The organism is Streptomyces purpureus (assembly GCF_014648195.1).
Lineage (GTDB): Bacteria > Actinomycetota > Actinomycetes > Streptomycetales > Streptomycetaceae > Streptomyces > Streptomyces purpureus.
Genome location: NZ_BMQQ01000027.1, coordinates 34,084 through 54,808, shown reverse-complemented (window position 1 = coordinate 54,808; position 20,725 = coordinate 34,084). Strand labels below are relative to the sequence as shown.

The 20,725-nt window shown below is 72.0% G+C and carries 18 protein-coding genes, 4 tRNA genes and 1 other RNA gene (1 of these 23 cut by a window edge); 10 read left to right on the top strand and 13 right to left on the bottom strand.

What is annotated here, in order from left to right:
• Window positions 1-138: 138 nt before the first annotated feature.
• Window positions 139-990 carry an META domain-containing protein gene (locus IEZ01_RS27340; protein WP_052185660.1) on the bottom strand — a complete coding sequence of 284 codons (852 nt, stop codon included), beginning with the start codon at window positions 988-990 and terminating at the stop codon, window positions 139-141.
• Window positions 991-1,071: 81 nt separating this feature from the next.
• Entirely contained in the window at window positions 1,072-1,863 is a 792-nt protein-coding gene (locus IEZ01_RS27335; protein ID WP_189204290.1) for a maleylpyruvate isomerase family mycothiol-dependent enzyme, read from the bottom strand.
• A gap of 71 nt (window positions 1,864-1,934) precedes the next feature.
• On the opposite strand from IEZ01_RS27335, the gene IEZ01_RS27330 reads away from it, so the two are divergent.
• Window positions 1,935-2,336, top strand: a complete 402-nt coding sequence (locus IEZ01_RS27330; protein ID WP_019887620.1) for a nuclear transport factor 2 family protein — start codon at window positions 1,935-1,937, stop codon at window positions 2,334-2,336.
• Window positions 2,337-2,342: 6 nt separating this feature from the next.
• Here IEZ01_RS27330 and IEZ01_RS27325 read toward each other — a convergent pair whose 3' ends face one another.
• The 5 genes from IEZ01_RS27325 to purS form a co-directional block, all read right to left on the bottom strand.
• Window positions 2,343-3,167 (bottom strand): M23 family metallopeptidase, encoded by an 825-nt coding sequence (locus IEZ01_RS27325; RefSeq protein WP_189204288.1) that lies wholly within the window; start codon window positions 3,165-3,167, stop codon window positions 2,343-2,345.
• A 52-nt stretch (window positions 3,168-3,219) separates the two neighbouring features.
• Window positions 3,220-3,720 (bottom strand): ArsR/SmtB family transcription factor, encoded by a 501-nt coding sequence (locus IEZ01_RS27320; RefSeq protein WP_189204286.1) that lies wholly within the window; start codon window positions 3,718-3,720, stop codon window positions 3,220-3,222.
• A 113-nt stretch (window positions 3,721-3,833) separates the two neighbouring features.
• On the bottom strand, window positions 3,834-6,083 hold the full coding sequence (gene purL, locus IEZ01_RS27315; protein WP_019887623.1) for a phosphoribosylformylglycinamidine synthase subunit PurL: 2,250 nt from the start codon (window positions 6,081-6,083) through the stop codon (window positions 3,834-3,836).
• Window positions 6,084-6,171: 88 nt separating this feature from the next.
• Window positions 6,172-6,852, bottom strand: coding sequence for a phosphoribosylformylglycinamidine synthase subunit PurQ (gene purQ / locus IEZ01_RS27310; protein ID WP_019887624.1), 681 nt, complete (start codon window positions 6,850-6,852; stop codon window positions 6,172-6,174).
• Window positions 6,849-7,094 (bottom strand): phosphoribosylformylglycinamidine synthase subunit PurS, encoded by a 246-nt coding sequence (gene purS, locus IEZ01_RS27305; RefSeq protein ID WP_019887625.1) that lies wholly within the window; start codon window positions 7,092-7,094, stop codon window positions 6,849-6,851. Before purS ends, purQ begins: the two co-directional genes overlap by 4 nt.
• Window positions 7,095-7,419: 325 nt before the next feature.
• Between purS and IEZ01_RS27300 the strand changes: the two genes are divergently transcribed.
• From IEZ01_RS27300 to IEZ01_RS27265, 8 genes are all read left to right on the top strand, one after another.
• On the top strand, window positions 7,420-7,773 hold the full coding sequence (locus IEZ01_RS27300) for a histone-like nucleoid-structuring protein Lsr2 (protein ID WP_028797712.1): 354 nt from the start codon (window positions 7,420-7,422) through the stop codon (window positions 7,771-7,773).
• Between the two features lie 112 nt (window positions 7,774-7,885).
• Window positions 7,886-7,957, top strand: a tRNA-Gly gene (locus tag IEZ01_RS27295).
• 71 nt (window positions 7,958-8,028) lie between these two features.
• Window positions 8,029-8,101, top strand: a tRNA-Gly gene (locus IEZ01_RS27290).
• Window positions 8,102-8,266: 165 nt separating this feature from the next.
• Window positions 8,267-9,184, top strand: a complete 918-nt coding sequence (locus IEZ01_RS27285; RefSeq protein ID WP_189204284.1) for an ABC transporter ATP-binding protein — start codon at window positions 8,267-8,269, stop codon at window positions 9,182-9,184.
• 1 nt (window position 9,185) lies between these two features.
• Window positions 9,186-9,953 carry an ABC transporter permease gene (locus tag IEZ01_RS27280; protein WP_189204282.1) on the top strand — a complete coding sequence of 256 codons (768 nt, stop codon included), beginning with the start codon at window positions 9,186-9,188 and terminating at the stop codon, window positions 9,951-9,953.
• Window positions 9,954-9,973: 20 nt separating this feature from the next.
• On the top strand, window positions 9,974-11,356 hold the full coding sequence (locus IEZ01_RS27275) for a sensor histidine kinase (RefSeq protein WP_229833251.1): 1,383 nt from the start codon (window positions 9,974-9,976) through the stop codon (window positions 11,354-11,356).
• Window positions 11,353-11,967 carry a response regulator transcription factor gene (locus tag IEZ01_RS27270; protein ID WP_019887630.1) on the top strand — a complete coding sequence of 205 codons (615 nt, stop codon included), beginning with the start codon at window positions 11,353-11,355 and terminating at the stop codon, window positions 11,965-11,967. Before IEZ01_RS27275 ends, IEZ01_RS27270 begins: the two co-directional genes overlap by 4 nt.
• A 22-nt stretch (window positions 11,968-11,989) precedes the next feature.
• A tRNA-Gly gene (locus IEZ01_RS27265) sits at window positions 11,990-12,065 on the top strand.
• A gap of 44 nt (window positions 12,066-12,109) precedes the next feature.
• Here IEZ01_RS27265 and IEZ01_RS27260 read toward each other — a convergent pair.
• The 6 genes from IEZ01_RS27260 to ffs all read right to left on the bottom strand — a co-directional run bounded on the left by IEZ01_RS27260 (window position 12,110) and on the right by ffs (window position 20,584).
• Entirely contained in the window at window positions 12,110-13,021 is a 912-nt protein-coding gene (locus IEZ01_RS27260) for a phosphoribosylaminoimidazolesuccinocarboxamide synthase (protein WP_019887632.1), read from the bottom strand.
• A 155-nt stretch (window positions 13,022-13,176) separates the two neighbouring features.
• Window positions 13,177-14,637 (bottom strand): N,N-dimethylformamidase beta subunit family domain-containing protein, encoded by a 1,461-nt coding sequence (locus IEZ01_RS27255; protein ID WP_189204278.1) that lies wholly within the window; start codon window positions 14,635-14,637, stop codon window positions 13,177-13,179.
• A gap of 186 nt (window positions 14,638-14,823) precedes the next feature.
• Window positions 14,824-16,482, bottom strand: a complete 1,659-nt coding sequence (locus IEZ01_RS27250; protein ID WP_189204276.1) for a M48 family metalloprotease — start codon at window positions 16,480-16,482, stop codon at window positions 14,824-14,826.
• 510 nt (window positions 16,483-16,992) lie between these two features.
• The gene (gene purD, locus IEZ01_RS27245) at window positions 16,993-18,243 is read right to left on the bottom strand and encodes a phosphoribosylamine--glycine ligase (RefSeq protein ID WP_189204274.1); all 1,251 of its coding nucleotides are present in this window, start codon (window positions 18,241-18,243) and stop codon (window positions 16,993-16,995) included.
• Window positions 18,244-18,303: 60 nt separating this feature from the next.
• Entirely contained in the window at window positions 18,304-20,439 is a 2,136-nt protein-coding gene (locus IEZ01_RS27240; RefSeq protein WP_189204271.1) for a DNA polymerase III subunit gamma and tau, read from the bottom strand.
• Window positions 20,440-20,485: 46 nt separating this feature from the next.
• Window positions 20,486-20,584: signal recognition particle sRNA small type (gene ffs / locus IEZ01_RS27235), an RNA gene on the bottom strand.
• A 109-nt stretch (window positions 20,585-20,693) separates the two neighbouring features.
• Between ffs and IEZ01_RS27230 the strand changes: the two genes are divergently transcribed.
• A tRNA-OTHER gene (locus tag IEZ01_RS27230) sits at window positions 20,694-20,725 on the top strand (it continues 80 nt past the right edge of the window).

Sequence of the window (20,725 nt, the reverse complement as noted above, 5' to 3'; positions counted from 1 at the left end):
GTCACACTGAAGGACCGGCGGGCGCCCGGGAAAGAGGCTGACGCGGCGCTGCTTCCGTGCCCCCGCCCGATCGCTCCCGTACGCCCCCCGTTCACCGCCTGCCGGTCCCCCGCTTCAGTCACTTATCGGGGTTGAAGGTCACTTGGCGGCGGGGGCCGCCGTCGCCGTCAGGCCCTTGCCGTTCGCGGCGGTGAGGGTGAGCGTCCTGCCCTCCACCTTGTACGTGATCTTGCCCTGGAGCACCTGCCCCACCGCGCTCTCCAGCTCACCCCGGGGGCCCTGGCACAGCATCCGGGTGGTGGCGAGCCTTCCGACGGTCAGGGTCGTGGCGTCTTTCTTGGTGGTGGCGGTGAAGCTGTTGCAGCCGAGGTTGCCGCGGATCGAGCCGTCCGTACCGAGGGTGAAGTGGGCCTTGCCCTCCGTGCCGGCGGGGACGGAGGAGACGGTGTCGCCGGAGGTGAGGGAGTCCACCTTCCAGCTCGTGCCCTCCAGCGGGGCCGGCGGCTGGGGCGGGCGGGCGGACAGAGCGATGGTGGTGCCCTCCTTGCCGGTGAGAGTGAGCTTCCCGTCGGTGAGCTTGGCCTTGAGCGTGCCGGTGAAGGCCTTGCCGAGGGCCGCTTCGAAGGCCTGGAGGTCCTCCGGACAGCCGATCTCGGTGGTCTCGCCGGGTGTGACGGTGAGGCTGTCGCCACCGATGGCGACGTCGGCCCGGAACTGGTTGCAGCCGCTGGAGCCCTTGGCCTCGCCCTTCGTCCCGTCCTTGGCCCCCTTGGCCGCGATCTCGACATGGGCGCCGCTCGGCGCGGCGGTCTTCCGGCCGTCGACGGTGACGCTGTCGACGGTCCAGTCGGTACCGGTGACGGGCAGCGGGGTGGTGACCGTTCCGCTCCCGGAACCGGTCTGCGTGCCACAGGCGGTGAGGAGCCCGAGGAGGGCCACGGCGGCGAGGGCGGTGCTGTGCGGCTTCTGCATACCGGTGGGACGGGGCATCGCGGAGGACGGTTCCGCTCTCTTCCGGTGCCGTCATGCAGGCCCCCGGTCCCGACCTTCCGGACCGGCCCGTCCTTGGGCTCAGCCCAGGATCGGCAGCAGGCCCGCCAGGTCCGCCCGTTCACCGCTCGCCGAGACCTGCGCCGCGTCGAGCGCCTCCGCCCAGGTCGTACGGCCGGTCGCCAGTCGGATCCAGGTCAGCGGGTCGGTCTCGACGACGTTCGGCGGGGTGCCCCGGGTGTGCCGCGGACCCTCGACGCACTGCACGACCGCGTACGGCGGGATCCGCACCTCGACCGCGCCGCCCGGCGCCTTCACCGCGAGCGCGTCCGCGAGCAGCCGCGCACATGCCGCGAGCGCCTGCTTGTCGTACGGGACGCCGATCCCGGTCGCATCGTTCAAGTCGTCCGTGTGGACGGTGAGTTCGACGGTCCGCGTGACCAGGAAGTCGGCGAACCTCATCCCGCCGAAACGCATGGTGACGAGCCGGTCGTCGGACGCCTGGGGGACCCGTGCGGTGTAGAGCGCCTCGGCGCGTGCGTACAGCTCCGCCAACTCGGCGCTCTGGGCGAAGGACTTGGTCTGGTCGTCAACCGTGTCCGCCGCGGTGACCGTGGCGAATGGCCAGTCCAGCAGGGCCACTTCCTGCTTCGCCGCCTCCGGCTCACCGAGGTAGCGGCCGACCAGACCGGTCACCATCGCGATGTGCGCGGCGAGCTCCCGTACGGTCCAGTCGCCGAGCCGCGTCGGCCCGGCGAGCTGCTCGGGCGTGAGCGTGAGCACTGCGTCCCGTACGTGCCCGAACTGGGCGAGAACGGCGTCCCGGATCTTCGCGGAGTCGTAGCTGCGGGTGCGCTTCTTGGCCGGTGGCATAGGGGCGAGGGTAGTCGGAGACTGGAGGGAGGGGTCAGCATTTCCACACGCACGAGAGGGGTCGAGCGGTCATGACCCACCACCCTGACGCCGCCCTGGTCCGCAAGGGCTACGAAGCGTTCTCGCAAGGGGACATGGAGACCATACGGTCGCTGATGACCTCGGACTGCACCCACCACTCACCCGGGTCCAGCCAGATGTCCGGGCACTTCAAAGGCGCCGACAACGTCCTCGCCCACTACGGGCAGCTCATGGAGCTCACCGGCGGCACCTTCCGGGTCGAGCTGGAAGGCGCGTACCCGGACGGCCGCGGCCACGTCATGGCGGTGCACAAGTGGCACGGCGACCGCGGGGACCGGGGCATCGAGATGCGCGGCGGCCTCTTCTTCACCCTCGTGGGCGGGAAGATCTCCGACATCGACGAATGCGTCGAGGACATCGACGAGTCCGACGCCTTCTGGGGCCAGGGCTAGGAGCCCTCAGACCCGCACGGGCTCCGGCACCGTGAACGGCTCCCCACCCGCCGGCACGCCGACGCCGCGCCAGCGGAAGGGGACGCCGCGTGCCGTGTTCAGGTCGGGCCCGTCCATCAGCTGGAAGTGCAGATGCGGCTCGGTCGAGTTGCCGGAATTGCCGCAGCGGGCCAGCACCTGCCCGGCCGTGACCCGGTCGCCGGCGCGGACGGTGAGCGAGCCGCGCCGAAGATGCGCGTACATGGCGTACGTACCGCCGCCGAGGTCCAGGACGAGGTGGTTGCCGGTGATCCGGCGGGCCGCGGTGAGGCCGCGTACATCACTCTCGATCAGCATCAGATAGAGGAGCCCGAGCAGGGAGTTACGGCTGAGATGGTCGCGCTGCCGGTCCTCGGCATGGACGACGGTGGCGTCGGCGACCGCGTAGAGCGGGGCGTCGAAGGCGGGGAAGGCGCTGTTGCGCCGGGCGATGGGCCAGAGCCAGCGGAAGCCCGGGCGTTCGGTGCCTTCCGGCTCGGCCACGGCGTCGATCGCGTACGTCTGCCCGAGCTGATGGGTGCCGTGGCTGGGCACCTTGTCGGCCGGGCTGTTCAGCGCCAGCCAGCGGCCCGCCATCGGCGGGTCGACCTCGACCGGCTCCGGCGTGTCCCCCGCCGCGTGGCGCGGCGCGGTGCGGGCCAGGGCGACCTGGATGCCGACGGCGCCCACCAGGGCCCCGAGCGCGAGCCAGTGCCGGTAGGGCAGCTCCACGAAGAACGACAGGACGAACTGGCCCACGAAGGCCGCCAGCAGCAGCCGGACGAGCACGAAGGCGCATATCCGTACGGTCATGTCTCTTTCCCCCTGAACAATCCTGAGTGACGAATGTGGATGAGCGTGTGGGCTATGGCTGGGCGGCGGTCAGCACCACGAGCAGCGGCACGACCCGGGTCCCCGGCACCTCGTAGCGGCCCCGACCGGTCGTGTGCAGCCAGCCGGCGGCGGTGAGCTGGCGCAGGTGGTGGTAGATCTGGCCGGTCGTGCCGATCTCCGCCAGCTCGGCCAGCTCGGCCGCCGTCCGCAGCCCGCCGAGGATCTCCCGCAGCAGCCGCAGCCGTACGGGATGGCCGAGCGCGGCGAGGGAGTCGGTCACCTCGGACCAGTCCCCCGCCAGCAGGCCCTCGGTGAGGGCGCCGTACTGCCAGTCGTACCGCTCGCCGGTGGGCAGCCGTACGGCTCCGGTGAACAGGACGCCGCCGTCGGCCGCCCCGACCTCGGCGAGCTGCGCCTTCAGCCCTTCGAGGGCCCAGAAGTCGCCTTCGCCGACCTCCGGCGCGGCGCTCCGGGCCTGCTCCAGCGCGGCGATGCGCCGCTCCAGTTCCGCGAGGCGTTCCTCAAGCTCCATGGCTCAGCTCCATGACTAGAGATTACGTACTTACGTAATTACGTGCAAGCTAAGAACGAAGAAGCCCCCGCCCGGAACGAATCCGGACAGGGGCTCCTGTCATACAGCGGGGATCAGGCGAGCAGACCCGGGATCGTCGCCTCGTGCGCCGCCCGCAGCTCCTCCAGGGGGACGCTGAACGAGCCCTGCACCTCGACCTCGGTACCGTCCACGACACCGATCCGGGTCGCGGGCAGACCCCGCGCGCCGCACATGTCGGTGAAGCGGAGCTCCTCGCTGCGCGGCACGGCCACGACCGCACGGCCCGCCGACTCGCTGAACAGGAAGGTGAACGCGTCCAGGCCGTCCGGGACCACGAGCCGCGCGCCCTTGCCGCCCCGCAGGCACGACTCCACGACCGCCTGCACGAGACCGCCGTCGGACAGGTCGTGCGCCGCGTCGATCATGCCGTCGCGGGAGGCCGAGATCAGGATCTCGCCGAGCAGCTTCTCCCGGTCCAGGTCCACGGCCGGCGGCAGACCGCCCAGGTGCTGGTGGACCACCTCGGACCAGGCCGAGCCACCGAACTCCTCACGCGTGTCGCCGAGCAGGTAGAGGAGCTGGCCCTCTTCCGCGAAGGCGATCGGCGTACGGCGGTTCACGTCGTCGATCACACCGAGCACCGCCACCACGGGGGTGGGGTGGATGGCGACCTCGCCCGTCTGGTTGTAGAGCGAGACGTTGCCACCGGTCACCGGCGTGCCGAGCTGGAAGCAGCCGTCCGCCAGACCACGGGTGGCCTCGGCGAACTGCCACATCACCGCCGGGTCCTCGGGCGAGCCGAAGTTCAGGCAGTCCGAGATGGCGAGCGGCCGGGCACCGGAGGCGGCGACATTGCGGTACGCCTCCGCCAGCGCGAGCTGCGCGCCCGTGTACGGGTCGAGCTTCGCGTACCGGCCGTTGCCGTCGGTCGCCATGGCCACGCCCAGGTTCGACTCCTCGTCGATCCGGACCATGCCCGCGTCCTCGGGCTGCGCGAGGACGGTGTTGCCCTGCACGAACCGGTCGTACTGGTCGGTGATCCACGCCTTGGAGGCCTGGTTCGGGTGCGCGACCAGCTGGAGGACCTGCGCCCGCAGCTCCTCGGCGGAGGCCGGCCGGGGCAGCTTGCCCGCGTCGTCCGCCTGCAGCGCGTCCTGCCACTCGGGGCGCGCGTACGGCCGGTTGTAGACCGGGCCCTCGTGCGCGACCGTGCGCGGGGGCACGTCCACGATCTGCTCGCCGTGCCAGAAGATCTCAAGGCGCTCGCCGTCGGTCACCTCACCGATGACGGTGGCGATGACGTCCCACTTCTCGCAGATCTCCATGAACCGGTCGACGTACTCCGGCGCCACGATCGCGCACATGCGCTCCTGCGACTCGCTCATGAGGATCTCCTCGGGCGAGAGCGTCGCGTCACGCAGCGGCACGGTGTCCAGCTCGACCCGCATACCGCCCGAGCCGGCCGAGGCCAGCTCGCTGGTCGCGCAGGACAGGCCGGCGCCACCGAGGTCCTGGATGCCCGCCACGAGCTTCTCCTTGAAGATCTCAAGGGTGCACTCGATGAGGAGCTTCTCCTGGAAGGGGTCACCGACCTGGACGGCGGGCCGCTTGGTGGGCTTCGTGTCGTCGAAGGTCTCCGACGCGAGGACCGAGACACCGCCGATGCCGTCGCCACCCGTACGGGCGCCGTACAGGATGACCTTGTTGCCGGGGCCGGACGCCTTCGCGAGGTGGATGTCCTCGTGCTTCATCACACCGATGCAGCCGGCGTTGACCAGCGGGTTGCCCTGGTAGCAGGAGTCGAAGACGACCTCGCCGCCGATGTTGGGCAGACCCAGGCAGTTGCCGTAGCCGCCGATGCCGGCGACGACGCCCGGCAGGACGCGCCGGGTGTCGGGGTGGTCGGCCGCGCCGAAACGCAGCGGGTCGACGACCGCGACCGGGCGGGCACCCATGGCGAGGATGTCGCGGACGATGCCGCCGACGCCGGTCGCCGCGCCCTGGTAGGGCTCGATGTACGAGGGGTGGTTGTGCGACTCGACCTTGAAGGTGACCGCGTACCCCTGGCCGACGTCCACGACGCCGGCGTTCTCACCGATACCGACGAGCATGGCGTCGTTCTCGGGGGTCTTCTCGCCGAACTGCTTCAGATGGACCTTGCTGCTCTTGTAGGAGCAGTGCTCGGACCACATCACGGAGTACATGGCGAGCTCGGCGCCGGTGGGACGGCGGCCGAGGATCTCGCGGATCCGCGCGTACTCGTCCTCCTTGAGGCCGAGCTCGGCCCACGGCTGCTCGACGTCCGGAGTCTCAGTCGCGTGCTTGACGGTATCGAGGGTCACGCTCGGTCGCTCCTTCGCGCGATCGTGGTGCTGCCGTCGCGGGCGGGGCGCTCGGTCGCTCCCTCTGCTGTTCCGATATCCAGAGTCATCAGGCGGTGACCAGCTTCTTGAGGATCGAGGTGAAGAAACCGAGGCCGTCGGTGCCGCCCGTGCCGATCAGCGGCTCCACGGCGTGCTCCGGGTGCGGCATGAGCCCCACGACGTTCCCGGCGGCGTTGGTGATGCCCGCGATGTCCCGCAGCGAGCCGTTCGGGTTTCCGTCCAGGTAGCGGAAGGCGACACGGCCCTCCGCCTCCAGCTCGTCGAGCGTGCGCTCGTCGGCGACGTACCGACCGTCCATGTTCTTCAGCGGTACGGAGATCTCCTGGCCGGCCGAGTAGTCGGCGGTCCAGGAGGTCTGCGCGTTCTCCACCCGCAGCTTCTGGTCACGGCAGATGAAGTGCAGGTGGTTGTTGCGCAGCATCGCGCCCGGCAGCAGATGGGCCTCGGTGAGGATCTGGAAGCCGTTGCAGATGCCGAGGACGGGCATGCCCGCCTTCGCCTGCTCGATGATCGTCTCCATCACCGGCGAGAAGCGGGAGATGGCTCCGGCCCGCAGATAGTCGCCGTAGGAGAAGCCGCCGGCCAGGACCACCGCGTCGACCTGGTGGAGGTCCTTGTCGCGGTGCCACAGCGGCACGGGCTCGGCGCCCGCGACCCGTACGGCGCGCAGGGCGTCCCGGTCGTCGAGCGTGCCGGGGAAGGTGACGACTCCGATACGAGTGGTCACGACTCCACCTTCACGACGAAGTCCTCGATGACGGTGTTGGCGAGGAACGTTTCGGCCATCTCATGGATGCGGGCGAGGGCGGCGTCATCGACCGGTCCCTCCACCTCAAGCTCGAAGCGCTTTCCCTGACGGACGTCGGCGATCCCCTTGAAACCCAGGCGGGGCAGTGCGCGCTGCACCGCCTGGCCCTGCGGGTCGAGGATCTCCGGCTTGAGCATGACGTCGACTACGACGCGTGCCACTGGCACTCCCGGTGGTGTGTTGCGTGGGCGGTTCCCTCAGCGTACCTGTCTCCAAAATCTACGCGAGTAGATATCTGGAGGACCCTACAAAGGCAGGCAGGAAAAATCCCGGTGAAATATCGCGCCGACCATTGCAGTGAGCGGGACACGCTGATGCAATTGACGGAGCTTCGCAATGCGCCGCCAACCGCTGTACAAATGAATGCAGAGGAATGCGGAGGAACACCGCATTGCCCCTCAACAGCCGGAAACCCGGTATCGCCGCACGTCAGACGCGCACCTCGGCGAGTCTGACCCGGCGAGCCGCAGGAAAGGACCGATATCCGTGGCGCAGCGCGTAGTGGTCACACTCTTCGACGACATCGACGGCGGAGAAGCGGCGGAAACGGTCACGTTCGGCCTTGACGGGAAGGCGTACGAGATCGACCTGAATCCCGCCAATGCAAAGAAACTCCGCAAGGCGCTGGCCCCTTACATGGCGGCCGGGCGAAAGCGGAGCACCGGTGGCGGGGCCGGCCGGACGGCCAAGGAGATCAAGGCCCCCAAGGAGCGCACCTTCACCTCCCTCGAACCGGATCCGGCCGCCGTCCGCGCCTGGGCGCAGTCGCACAAGATGGACGTCCCGGCCCGCGGCCGCATCCCCAAGCGGGTCTACGAGGCGTTCCGCGAGGCCAGTTGAGCCCGGCCCCTGACCCTCCGTCGGTCCCCGATTTGCCATGCACCCCCGCTGATCCGCTAGAGTCTGGATCACGCCGAAGGGCACGGCCGAAAGGCCAGGTCCGACGCAGCGTGCGGGTGTAGTTCAGTAGTAGAACATCCCCCTTCCAGGGGGAAGGCGCAGTGTGCAATTCCTGTCACCCGCTCTGCATCGCTTACCGACCTCGTCGAGGGATCAGGTACAGTGGTGTTCGCACCGCCCAACCGCGGCGCACATGCGGACGTGGCTCAGTTGGTAGAGCATCACCTTGCCAAGGTGAGGGTCGCGAGTTCGAATCTCGTCGTCCGCTCAGAGAACGAAGGCCCCGGTCATCACGACCGGGGCCTTCGTCGTGTTCCCGCCTGGTGGAAGCCGATGGGGGCCAACGGGGCCGATGGGGGCCGATGACATTTGTCATCGGGGGCGATGACAGCACGCACTGACCCGCCCCGCTCCCGCGCGGAACGCTTGACGCATGACAGATCTGATCGAGGCGGACGGGCTGCGCCGGACCTACACCGGCGGGTTCGAGGCCGTGAACGGCCTCTCCTTCACCGTGCCGCAGGGGGAGATCTTCGCCCTGCTCGGCACCAACGGCGCCGGCAAGACGTCCACGGTCGAGCTCCTCGAAGGCCTCGCCCCGCCGAGCGGCGGCGCTGTACGGGTGCTGGGCCGTGATCCGTACCGGGAGCGGGCCGCCGTACGGCCCCGGATCGGGATCATGCTCCAGGAGGGCGGCTTCCCGGCCGATCTGACCGTGGCCGAAACCGTACGCATGTGGGCCGGCTGCACCACCGGAGCGCGGCCCACCGGCGAGGCCCTGGAGCTGGTGGGTCTCACCGCCCGGCAGGGCGTGCGCGTCAGCCAGCTCTCCGGAGGTGAACGGCGGCGCCTCGACCTCGCCCTCGCCCTGCTCGGCCGCCCCGAGGTGCTCTTCCTCGACGAACCGACCACCGGCCTGGACGCCGAGGGCCGCCGCGACACCTGGGAGCTGGTCCGCGCGCTGCGCGACGGCGGCACGACCGTCCTGCTGACCACGCACCATCTGGAGGAGGCCGAGGCCCTCGCCGACCGGCTGGCGATCATGCACCAGGGCCGGATCGTCACCCTCGGCACCCCGGCCGAGGTCACCGCCTCCCGGCCCGCCCGGATCCGGTTCGCCCTCCCCGAGACGGTCCCCCCGGCCCGGCTGCCGCGCGGCCTGCGGGCCGCCGCCGACGGCCGCCAGGTGGAGATCCGTACCCATGAACTCCAGGACACGCTCGGCGCGCTGCTCGCCTGGGCGCGGGAGGCGGACGTACGGCTCGAAGGGCTCGACGCCCGCTCGGCCTCCCTCGAAGAGGCCTTCCTCGACATCGCAAGGGCGCAGCGGCACGAAACGGTGGTTGTGTGACATGGCGGCGAACACGACCGCACGCCTCGGCGCCCTGGGGCGGGCCGAGCTGACCCTGCTCGTACGGAACCGGACCGCGCTCTTCGTCGCGCTGCTGATGCCGCTCTCCCTGGTCCTGGTCATCAGGTCCTCCCTGGACCAGGTCGACCTGGGCGCGGCGGGCATGAGCGTCATCGAGGCGGCGCTGACCGGCGGCATCGGCATGGTGCTGCTGATGGTCGTCCACACCAACCTCGTCTCGGCGTACGTGGCCCGGCGCGAGGGTCTCGTCCTCAAGCGGCTGCGCACCGGCGAGCCGTCGGACCGGGAGATCCTCACCGGGATCGCGCTGCCGTCCCTGGCCCTCGCCCTCGCCCAGTGCGCGCTGCTGGTGACCGGCGGCGCGGCCCTGCTCGACGTACGGGCCCCGCAGCGGCCCGTCCTGCTCGCCGCAGGGGTGCTGCTCGGCCTGGTCCTGATGACGGCGCTCGCCGCGGCGACCTCCGCCGTCACCCGCAGCGTCGACAGCGCACAGCTCACCACCCTGCCGATGTTCCTGGTCTCGGCGATGGGCTCGGGACTCTTCGCGCCGCTTCAGGTGTTCCCCGAGCGGATCGCGTCGCTGTGCGAACTGCTGCCGCTGACCGGCGTGATGACGCTCGTACGGGCCGGCTGGCTCGGCGGCGGGGACACCAAGGAGCTCCTGGGCGCCGCGCTCACCGCGCTGGCCTGGACCGTGATCTCGGTGTTTGCTGTCCAGCGGTGGTTCCGCTGGGAGCCGCGACGCTGACCGGGGGAGCGTACGTGCGGGTGAAGGGCTGGAGCCGTCGCAGCGGCCTGGCGAAGGTGGACATCTACACGCGGGGCACCGTCTATTTCCTGCTGTGGTCCTCGGTCTTCGTCCTCTTCATGACCGAGCTGGTCCGGGACGTCCGCGGCGGACCGCTGGTCCTGGCGGTGGCCGCGCCGCTGCTCACGGCCGTCAACGGAGTGCTCTGCCACCGCTTCACGCGGCAGGCGATGAACACCTATCTGGGTCTCGGCGCCATCGACCGGCGCACGGTCGTCCTCGCCGGGGCGGCCACCGCGGCGAGCACCGCCTGCCTGCTCGTCCTGGCCGGGAGCGTCGATCTGACCGGCATGGTGCCGATGATGCTCAGCTCCGCAGTGATGCCGTTCGTCTGCGGCCACTGCCTGCTCGTACGGGGCCGGATCAGCGTCCTGCACCAGGCGGTCACCCTGGCCGTCCTCGGGGCGCTGCTGGCGCTGACCGGCCGGGGCAGCCTGGAAGTGGTCGTCGGTGCCCTGACCACCGGCATGCTCACCGGCTGGCTCGCCCTCACCGTCCGGATCTCGCTGTGGGTGCTCAACGTGATGCTGGAGCTGCGCACCGCCCGCGACACCCAGGCCCGGCTCGCCGTCGCCGAGGAACGGCTGCGGTTCGGCCGGGACATGCACGACGTCCTCGGCCGGAACCTCGCGGTGATCGCCCTCAAGAGCGAGCTGGCCGTCCAGCTCGCCCGGCGCGGCCGTCCCGAGGCCGTCGACCAGATGACCGAGGTCCAGCGGATCGCCCAGGAGTCCCAGCGGGAGGTCCGCGACGTCGTCCGCGGCTACCGCGAGGCCGATCTGCGGGTGGAGCTGGAAGGCGCGCGAGGCGTGCTCGACGCGGCCGGCATCGACTGCGCCGTCGACGCCCAGAACCCCGAACTGCCGCCCGGGATCCTCTCGACGCTGGGCTGGGTGGTCCGGGAGACCACCACGAACGTGCTGCGGCACGGAGACGCGAAGCGCTGCACGATCTCCCTTGCCGAGGAGGCCGGGGGCGTACGGCTCACTGTCGAGAACGACGGCGTCCGGGGCAGCCGGATGGGGCGCGGCTCGGGCCTCGCCGGGCTGCGGGAACGCCTGGCGGCCGTCGGCGGCACGCTGGAGGCGGCCCCCGGCCCCGACGGGACCTTCCGCGTGACGGCCCGGATTCCGCACCCCACCGCCCGGGACGTACCGGCCCGGATTCCGCACCCAACCGACCCGGACGTACCGGCCCGGATTCCGCACCCAACCGACCCGGACGTACCAGCCCGGATTCCGCACCCAACCGACCCGGACGTACCAGCCCGGATTCCGCACCCCACCGACTCCGCCCGGATCCCGCGCCCCGACCGCCCCGCCGACCTGGAGGAGACCGAGTGACGGCCGTACGTGTCCTGCTCGCCGACGACGAGCATCTGATCCGGGGCGCGCTCGCCGCGCTCCTCGCCCTGGAGGACGATCTCGTCGTGGTCGCCGAGGCGGCCTCGGGCGCGGAGGCGCTCGCGATGGCCCGCGCCCACCGGCCGGACGTCGCCGTCCTCGATCTGCAGATGCCCGGCGGCCCCGACGGTGTGAAGGTCGCCACATCCCTGCGGGACGAACTGCCCTCCTGCCGGACCATGATCGTGACGAGTCACGGCCGCCCCGGACACCTCAAGCGGGCCCTGTCGGCAGGGGTGCGGGGCTTCGTGCCGAAGACGGTCAGCGCCCAGCGGCTCGCCGAGATCATCCGGGCCGTGCACGCCGGCAACCGTTACGTGGACCCGGAGTTGGCGGCCGACGCGATCTCCGCCGGGGACTCCCCGCTGACCGCCCGGGAGGCCGAGGTGCTGGAGTTCGCGGCCGACGGCGCCCCCATCGCGGAGATCGCCGAACGGGCCTCGCTCTCCCAGGGAACGGTCCGGAACTACCTCTCCGCGGCGGCCGCGAAGCTCGGTGCGGAGAACCGGCACACGGCAGTGCGTCTCGCCCGCGAGCGAGGTTGGGTATAGTGGTCTCCGCGCTACGGCGCATGCGGACGTGGCTCAGTTGGTAGAGCATCACCTTGCCAAGGTGAGGGTCGCGAGTTCGAATCTCGTCGTCCGCTCCATGCAAGAAGCCCCCGGTCGATCCGACCGGGGGCTTCTTCGTGTCCTAGTGCCAGCGGCTGCCGGTGAGCAGCTCGTACGCCTCCAGGTACTTGCCGCGGGTGGCGTCCACCACGTCCTGCGGGAGGGCTGGCGGCGGCTGCTCGCTCTTGCGGTCCCAGCCGGACGCCGGCGAGGTCAGCCAGTCCCGGACGAACTGCTTGTCGTACGACGGCTGGGCGTGGCCCGGCTCCCAGGTGGCGGCCGGCCAGAAGCGGGAGGAGTCCGGGGTCAGCACCTCGTCCGCGATGATCAGCCGCTCACCGGACTCGGTCGCCTCGAAGCCGAACTCGAACTTGGTGTCGGCGAGGATGATGCCGCGGTCACGGGCGATGTCCCGGGCCCGGCTGTAGACGGCGAGGGTGCTCTGGCGCAGGTGGGCGGCGGTCTCCGCGCCGACCTGGCGGGCCACCTCCTCGTACGGAACGTTCTCGTCGTGGTCGCCGACGGCGGCCTTGGTGGCCGGGGTGAAGATCGGCGCGGGGAGCTCGGAGCCGTCGGTGAGCCCCTCGGGGAGGGCGAGCCCGCAGACCGTGCGGGTCTGCTGGTACTCGACGAGGCCGGAGCCGGTGAGGTAGCCGCGGGCGACGCACTCGACCGGGACCATCCGCAGCGACTTGCAGATGAGGGTGCGGCCCTCCCAGTCGGCGGGGGCACCGGGCGGCAGCTCGGTGGAGAGCACGTGGTTGGGCACGAGATCGGCGAGCTGGTCGAACCACCACAGCGACAGCTGGGTGAGGACCCGGCCCTTGTCGGGGATCTCGGTCGGCAGCACCCAGTCGTACGCGGAGATCCGGTCGCTGGCGACCATCACGAGGTCGCCGGCCTCGTTCCGATAGAGGTCACGCACCTTGCCCGTGTGGAGGTGGGTCAGGCCCGGGACCTGAAGCGGCTCGGGCTTTTCTACGAATCCGGACACGGTTCCTCCGCGTAGGTTGATCCAGGAACGTCTCCGATTCTCTCGCACGCGGGCCGAGCCGGCCGGACCGGGGGCCAGGGGTGTCCCGAGAGGGACGCGTGAGGTGTCCGGGGCTGTTCCGGGGCTATCCCGCGGGCGCTGTCCCGGGGGGGCCTTCAGTCGCGCTTGCAGATGCGGTCGAGGAGGTTGGCCGTGGCGCGCTGGATCCGGGTGTCGACATGGCCCGGGCGGTCCAGGGCCGGGGACCAGGCGAACGTGCCGGAGGCGAAGACCAGCGCCCCGGACGGGGCCCGGTAGACGGACGTCTCCTGGTGGCGCACAGCGCCCTCGCCGTCGCGGTAGGGCGAGTGGGCCAGCAGGATGCGGCCCTGGTGCTCGGGGAGCGCGGTGCGCGGGAAGTACCGGTCCGCCTCGCCCGCGACCAGGCCGGCGATCTCGTCGCCCTCCCCGGCGCCGGTGGCCTCCCAGAGCCAGTGCTGAGCGTTCCGTACGACCATGGGGTGCGGCTCGGGGACCCGGCCCGCGTACTGGATCCCGAGCAGCTGCTGCTCGGCCCGGTCGACCTCGCGCCACAGCGCGGGACGGCCGGGGCCGCGGCGTTTTCGGCAGGTCAGCAGGCGGTCGGGGACGCCCGAGGGGGACGGCCCCAGCTCGACCTGCCAGTACAGGGTGTTGGCGGAGAGGAAGACCAGGGACGTGCCGTTGTCCCGGGCGGCCTCGACGGTCCGGCGCATCGGAACCGACCAGTACTCGTCATGGCCGGGGAAGACCAGGCCGCGGTAGCGGGTCGGATCGATCCGGCCCGCGTGCAGATCGCGGGCGTCGGCGTAGGCGAGGTCGTATCCGTACCGCTCGGCCCAGCGGATGAAGTCGTAGGCGTGCCCGACATGGAGCGGGAGCCCCGCGCCCGCGTACGGGCGGTCGAAGGAGACCGTGGTGGCCGCGTCCCGCTCACCGAGGAGCCGGCCCTCCTCGTCCCAGGCGTGGTAGAGGCTCGCGCCGGTCCGGCCGTCCTCCGGGTAGAGGTTGTACGCCTGCCAGGTGATGTCGGGCAGGAGGAGCAGCAGATCGGCGGGGTGCTCGTCGCGGACGGTGAAGGGGATGTGGGAGCGGTAGCCGTCCACGGTGGTGAGGACGGCGACGTACGCGCCGATCGACCAGTACGACGGGATCTGCAGCCGCCAGGAGAGCCACCAGTGGTGGCAGGAGACCGTGCGGTCGGCGGTGAGCGGCGGCGGCTGGACGATGCCGGAGAGCCGCGGACTCGTGATGATCTTGCAGGCGCCGTCGCCGCCGTAGTGCCCGATCCGGTAGATGTCGACGGAGAACTGCTGCGGCGGGTCCACGGTGATGTGGAAGTCGATCGACTCGCCGGGGGCGACCGCGCCGTCCGAGACGAACCCTTTGATCTGCCGGCGGACGTCGTCGGCGGCGCGCGGGCCGCCGCTGCCGCCGCGGGCGAGCTTCTGGTCGGCGTACCAGGGCACGACCTGCCCGGTGTCGTCGAAGTACTGCTCGCTGCCGCGCAGCCAGGGCAGCGGGCCCTGACCGAAGGGGTCCGTGACGGCGTGGGCCAGGGCCCCTGACTCCCATCGCCGGATCTGCTCCGCCCCCATTGGCGCCCCTCCCTCGACTCCCCCGTGGTTCTGGCGGGTCCTCGCACTTTCCGTAGCGCTCCCCAGCACATCACATAACGCACGCACTCCGTCACCGTTCGTCGTTAATTGACGAGAACGGAACTTTTGATTCCATTTGGCGGGTGGGCGCGCGGGGACGGCTGTGGTGCCTGTCCCTGCCGGTCGTCAGACGAGCCGGACGGGCTTCTCGGCACGGACGCCGATCTCCGAGAGCCAGCTGCGCAGCGGCTCCGGGTCGGCGTCCTCGATCAGGGTCAGCACACGGCCGGTCAGATCCGTCCGCCGCGCTCCGCCGACCAGCAGGGCGGGCCCGTCGAGCCAGTCCAGACCGGGCGCGGCGCCCGCGGTGTCGACGGCCGCGCAGCACACCATCGCGGTCACGTGGTCGGCAAGCAGCTCACGGCCGCTGCGGGGCGGCTGGAGGGGGAACAGCGGCAGCGGGTCGGTACCGAAGATGTACGGGCCGTCCGGGTCGCCCTGGACCATGGCCGGGCCGTGCCCCTGGCGCTCCACCGGCGGCCGCGTGGACTCCTCGCGGGCCACCTCGGCGCTGATCCGGGCGGCGAGGGCCTCCCCGGCCTCGCCGCCGTGCGCGGCCGCCAAGTGGTCCACCACCCGGGCGAGCGTGGGGCCGCCGGCCGCGCGGACCGGGCCGGCGGCGGGGGTCTCACCGAGCCGGTCGAGGACCCGGTGGAGCCGGGCGGCGTCCGTACGCCACTTACGGTCCACGACCTCTTCCGGATAGCGCTGCCAGTCGACCGGCGACCAGTCGGGGCCCGCCTCGGCCGGGCCGCCGTGGAAGAGGCGGGCCGCGAGCAGGGACGTGGCCTCGTCGACCGCGCCGGGCTCTTCGAGCAGATCGCAGGCGGGCCGCTCACCCAGCCGGGACGTGAAGCCCTCGGCCAGCCGGTCCCGCCGCGACAGCTCGGTCAGCGCGGAGACCACGCCCGCGTCCAGCCGCGAGGGCCAGCGGCCCATCCGCCAGGCGGGCAGCGCGACCCGGGTCAGCAGCCGGTCCCAGCCCGCGTAGGCGAGGCCGACCTGCTCCTGGGCGACGATCCGCAGGCCGTAGTCCACAGCCTGTGCACGCTCGGACCCGGCGACGGCGACCCCCCGCTCCATCTCGGCGGCGTGCCCGCGGCAGCCCCGCAGCAGGATCGCGGCGACCCAGCCGGTGAACCGGGCGCCCAGCCGCCGTACGGGATCGAGGTCCGGTCGGTCGGGCACGGCGACCGCGGCGTCGAGCCCCCGTACGAAACGGCGGGCCGCGGCTATGTCGGGGTGCGCGGACGGACCCGTACCGGCGACGACCGGCGCCAGCACCGCCCGTAGCTCGCCGACCCTCATCCACCACAGGAAGGGCGAGCCGATGACCAGCACGGGAGCCTCGGCGCCGCCGCCCGGCGCCGGGCCGGAGCGGGTCGCCGGGTGCGTACGGTCCTCGAGCCAGCTGTCGCAGTCGGGCGTCAGGGCTATCGCGGAGGGCGCGGGCACGTCGAGCCGGTCCGCCAGGTCCCGCACCATCCGGTACAGATCCGGGGCCGACCTCTCGGTGATCTCTACCGTCGGAGTGACGGCCGGCCGGGACCGGGCGATCACCGCGGCGACGGCCGCGGCGGCCAGCAGCACCACGACGGCCAGCACGGTCACCACCCAGCGGACGGTGTCCCAGCCCTCGCCGCCGAAACGCCCCGTGAGACCGCCGACCAGGAGCACGACGGCGACGGCGGCGGGCAGCAACGCGACGGCGGTCGCCCTGCTGCGGACGCGCAGCACGGCCAGAGCCCGGGCGCGCGCGGCACGCGCGCCCAGCTCCTCCCCCATACCGGGGTCCGAACCTGAACCGGACACGGCCTGACGTCACCCCCTCTTGCCCTGCGGCGGACAGCCTGCGGCGGGATTGCTCACTCCCCCACTGTGGCACCCGCCACTGACATCGCAATGCCGGTGGGCCAAGTGCCGGAATGCCTGCGCCGCACCCTAGTTGGGGCGTCGGCGGCCGTCATCCGGATGGCCGAGCCGTCACTCGATGGAATGGCTCTGGGTAAAGGTGGTGACGCCGTGCGAACTCTGTGCCCCCTGCGGCTCCTGGGACATCAGGGCTGCTCGGGGGCGGGGGCCGAGGGCAGTGCGCGGGACCGAGGCCGAGGGCAGGTAGCCCGGGTCGCGGACCAGGGGCCGCGTGCGAGCCGGGGCCGCCAGGCCTGCGGACCCCCGGGCTCGGCTGCGTCAGCCCCCGGCTGATCCGGGCGGCGGGCGTGAGCGCGCCGCGCGCCCGGCGGATCGCTCCACGCGCTCCCCGCGCGCCTCCCGGGGGCTCCGTCCCGACGGGGATCAGGCCCCGGCGGCCTTGAGTGCGATGTCCGTGCGGTGCTGGGAGCCGTCGAGACGGATCCGGGACACCGCCGTGTACGCCCGCTCGCGGGCCTGCGCCAGGTCCTCGCCGGTCGCGGTGACCGACAGGACACGGCCGCCGGCGCTCACGACCGCGTCGCCGTCCTTCTTCGTACCGGCGTGCAGGACGTACGCGTGCGGCGCGTCCTCGGCCGCGACCTCGTCCAGGCCCTCGATCGGGTCGCCGGTGCGGGGCGTGCCGGGGTAGTTGTGCGAGGCGACGACGACCGTGACGGCCGCCTCATCGCGCCAGTTGAGCGGCGGCTCGTTGTCGAGCGTGCCGTTCGCGGCGTGGAGCAGGACGCTCGCCAGCGGCGTCTTCAGCCGGGCCAGCACGACCTGCGTCTCGGGGTCGCCGAAGCGGGCGTTGAACTCGATGACCCGCACGCCCCGGTTGGTGATCGCCAGGCCCGCGTACAGCAGACCGGAGAACGGCGTGCCACGGCGGCGCAGTTCGTCGACGGTGGGCTGGAGGACCGTCGCCATGACCTCGTCGACCAGCTTCGGGTCCGCCCACGGCAGGGGCGAATAGGCACCCATGCCACCGGTGTTGGGGCCCTCGTCGCCGTCGAGGGCGCGCTTGAAGTCCTGGGCGGGGGTGAGCGGCAGCACGGTGGAGCCGTCGGTGATCGCGAAGAGGGAGACCTCGGGGCCGTCCAGGAACTCCTCGATGACCACGCGGCCACAGGCGAGCGCGTGCTCGCGGGCGACGTCCAGATCGTCGGTGACGACGACGCCCTTGCCGGCGGCGAGACCGTCGTCCTTGACGACGTACGGCGCGCCGAACGCGTCGAGGGCCTCGTCGATCTCGGCGGGGGTGGTGCAGACGTAGGCGCGGGCGGTCGGGACGTTGGCCGCGGCCATCACGTCCTTGGCGAAGGCCTTGGAGCCCTCCAGCTGCGCCGCCTCCCGCGACGGGCCGAAGCAGGGAATGCCGGCGGCGCGCACGGCGTCGGCGACGCCGGCGACGAGCGGCGCCTCCGGGCCGACGACGACCAGGTCGGCCTGGAGCTCGGTCGCGAGGCGGGCCACGGCACCACCGTCGAGCGCATCCACCGGATGCAACTCGGCGACCTCCGCGATTCCGGCGTTGCCGGGCGCGCAGTGCAGAGCGGTGACGTCGGGATCGAGGGAGAGAGAGCGGCACAGGGCGTGTTCGCGGGCGCCGCCGCCGATGACGAGGACCTTCACGCCAGCCAGGGTAGCCCGCGCGGGACCGTTATCTTTGTGCGGGCCACCGAACGGACGGGCCTACTCGTTTGTGTATTCCTCCACCACCGTGGCCCCGAGCTCGCGCACGATCAGGTCGTGACCGGAGAGGGCGGAGTCGACGAGGTCCGGGTCGTCCTCCTCCGGAGTGTCGTCCTCCGGCGCGACCGGCGGCGGCACGTGGTGCTGGGCGGGCGGCTGCTGGGACGGCTGCCCCTGGGGCGGGGCGGCCGGCCGGGACGGCTGCTGCGCGGGCTGCTGCGGCGCGGGCGCGGGGGGTTGTACGGGCTGCTGCGGGCCGGGAGCCGGGGCGGCGGGGGCGGCCGGGGGCCGGGAGCCGTATCCGGGGGTGGCCGGCGGGGGCGCGGAGCCGCCCGACGGGTCGATGATCGCCTCGATCTTCCAGTTCACGTTGAACTGCTCGGCCAGCGCCTGCTTGAGGACCTCCTCGCTGCCGCTGCTCGCGAAGTTGTCGCGGGCGCCGGCGTTGAGGAAGCCGAGCTGGAGCGTGGTCCCGTCGAACCCCGCCACCTGCGCGTTCTGGCTGAGCAGGATCCAGGTGAAGCGGCGCCGGTTCTTGACCGCCTCCAGGATCTGCGGCCACATGTTCCGCACCTGGGCGGCGCCCTGGGCCATGCCCTGGCCGGTCGCGGCGGCCGGCTGCTGGGCGGGGGCCGGGGCGGCCGGGGGCTGCTGCCGCGGGGCGGCGGCGGGCTGCGGTGCCCCCTGCCCGGGGGTCCGCGCGCCGGGCCAGGCCCCCGGGGTGGCGGTCCCGGGCCAGGCCCCGGGGGCAGGGGCGGCGGGCTGGGCGGGTTCCTGCGCGGCGGGGGCGGGCTGCGGTACGGCGGGTGCCGGGGCCTGGGGCTGTACGGGCGCCGGGGCGGGCGCGGCCTGGACAGGCTGGGCCTGCACGGGCGGAGCCTGGACCGGCGGGGCCTGGACGTGGGCCTCGGGGCCGGGCACGTACCCCATGGCGGGCCCGGGACCGGAGGGCTGGAAGGCGGCGGCCACACCGGCACCGGCGCCCCGCTCCAGCCGGTCGAGCCGGGCCTGCACGGACCGCTCGTCGTCGAACGCGGCCGGCAGCAGCACGCGGGCGCAGATCAGCTCCAGCTGCAGCCGGGGCGAGGTCGCGCCGCGCATCTCCGTCAGCCCGGTGTTGACCAGGTCGGCGGCGCGGCTGAGCTCGGCCGCCCCGAAGACGGACGCCTGGGCCTGCATCCGCTCGATCACATCGACGGGGGCGTCGATGAGCCCCTTCTCCGCCGCGTCCGGCACGGCGGCGAGGATCACCAGGTCCCGCAGGCGCTCCAGCAGGTCGGCCACGAACCGCCGGGGGTCGTTGCCCCCCTCGACGACCCGGTCCACGACCTCGAACGCCGCGGCGCCGTCACCGGCCGCGAACGCGTCCACGACCGAGTCGAGCAGCGACCCGTCGGTGTACCCGAGCAGCGCCGTCGCCATGGCGTATGTCACACCGTCCGAGGCGGCCCCGGCGAGCAGCTGGTCCATCACCGACATCGAGTCACGCACGGACCCGGCACCGGCGCGCACGACCAGCGGCAGGACCCCGTCCTCGACGGGGATGCCCTCGCGGCCGCAGACCTCGGCCAGATACTCCCGGAGCGTGCCGGGCGGGACGAGCCGGAACGGATAGTGGTGCGTACGCGACCGGATCGTCCCGATGACCTTCTCGGGCTCGGTGGTGGCGAAGATGAACTTGAGGTGCTCCGGCGGCTCCTCGACCACCTTCAGCAGGGCGTTGAAGCCCGCCGAGGTGACCATGTGGGCCTCGTCGATGATGTAGATCTTGTACCGGCTGGAGGCGGGCCCGAAGAACGCCTTCTCCCGCAGGTCACGGGCGTCGTCCACGCCACCGTGCGAGGCGGCGTCGATCTCGATGACGTCGATCGACCCCGGCCCGTTGCGCGCGAGGTCCCGGCAGGACTGGCACTCCCCGCACGGGGTGGGGGTGGGCCCCTGCTCGCAGTTCAGACAGCGGGCGAGGATCCGGGCACTGGTCGTCTTGCCGCAGCCACGGGGCCCGCTGAACAGGTACGCGTGATTGACCCGGTTGTTCCGCAGCGCCTGCTGCAGCGGGTCGGTGACATGCTCCTGCCCGATGACCTCGGAGAACGACTCGGGGCGGTAGCGGCGGTAGAGCGCGAGAGACGACACGCTTACGAGGTTATAGGCGCCCACCGACAACCGGGACGCCCCCGGAAACGCAAGCGCCCCCCACGCACCCGCCAGAGCCGACCTACCCTTGCTGCCTTCCGGCCCTGGGGGAGTTCAGTCAGATAGCGCCACGTGAGGGGCTCCGCCCAGAGTACCCGATCCGAACCGCCCTCCGACCACCCCTGGGGCCCTCGGAGGAGACCCCCGGGGAACGGGTTCGCGAGCACTCCTCAACGTCTTGTATTGTTTGCGGCGGAGGATTCGCCTAGAGGCCTAGGGCGCACGC

Excerpts from the sequence above, each read along its gene's own strand:
- IEZ01_RS27340 (WP_052185660.1), bottom strand. The coding sequence starts at position 990 with ATGCCCCGTCCCACCGGTATGCAGAAGCCGCACAGCACCGCCCTCGCC.
- IEZ01_RS27335 (WP_189204290.1), bottom strand. The coding sequence starts at position 1,863 with ATGCCACCGGCCAAGAAGCGCACCCGCAGCTACGACTCCGCGAAGATC.
- IEZ01_RS27330 (WP_019887620.1), top strand. The coding sequence starts at position 1,935 with ATGACCCACCACCCTGACGCCGCCCTGGTCCGCAAGGGCTACGAAGCG.
- IEZ01_RS27325 (WP_189204288.1), bottom strand. The coding sequence starts at position 3,167 with ATGACCGTACGGATATGCGCCTTCGTGCTCGTCCGGCTGCTGCTGGCG.
- IEZ01_RS27320 (WP_189204286.1), bottom strand. The coding sequence starts at position 3,720 with ATGGAGCTTGAGGAACGCCTCGCGGAACTGGAGCGGCGCATCGCCGCG.
- IEZ01_RS27285 (WP_189204284.1), top strand. The coding sequence starts at position 8,267 with ATGACAGATCTGATCGAGGCGGACGGGCTGCGCCGGACCTACACCGGC.
- IEZ01_RS27280 (WP_189204282.1), top strand. The coding sequence starts at position 9,186 with ATGGCGGCGAACACGACCGCACGCCTCGGCGCCCTGGGGCGGGCCGAG.
- IEZ01_RS27255 (WP_189204278.1), bottom strand. The coding sequence starts at position 14,637 with ATGGGGGCGGAGCAGATCCGGCGATGGGAGTCAGGGGCCCTGGCCCAC.
- IEZ01_RS27250 (WP_189204276.1), bottom strand. The coding sequence starts at position 16,482 with ATGGGGGAGGAGCTGGGCGCGCGTGCCGCGCGCGCCCGGGCTCTGGCC.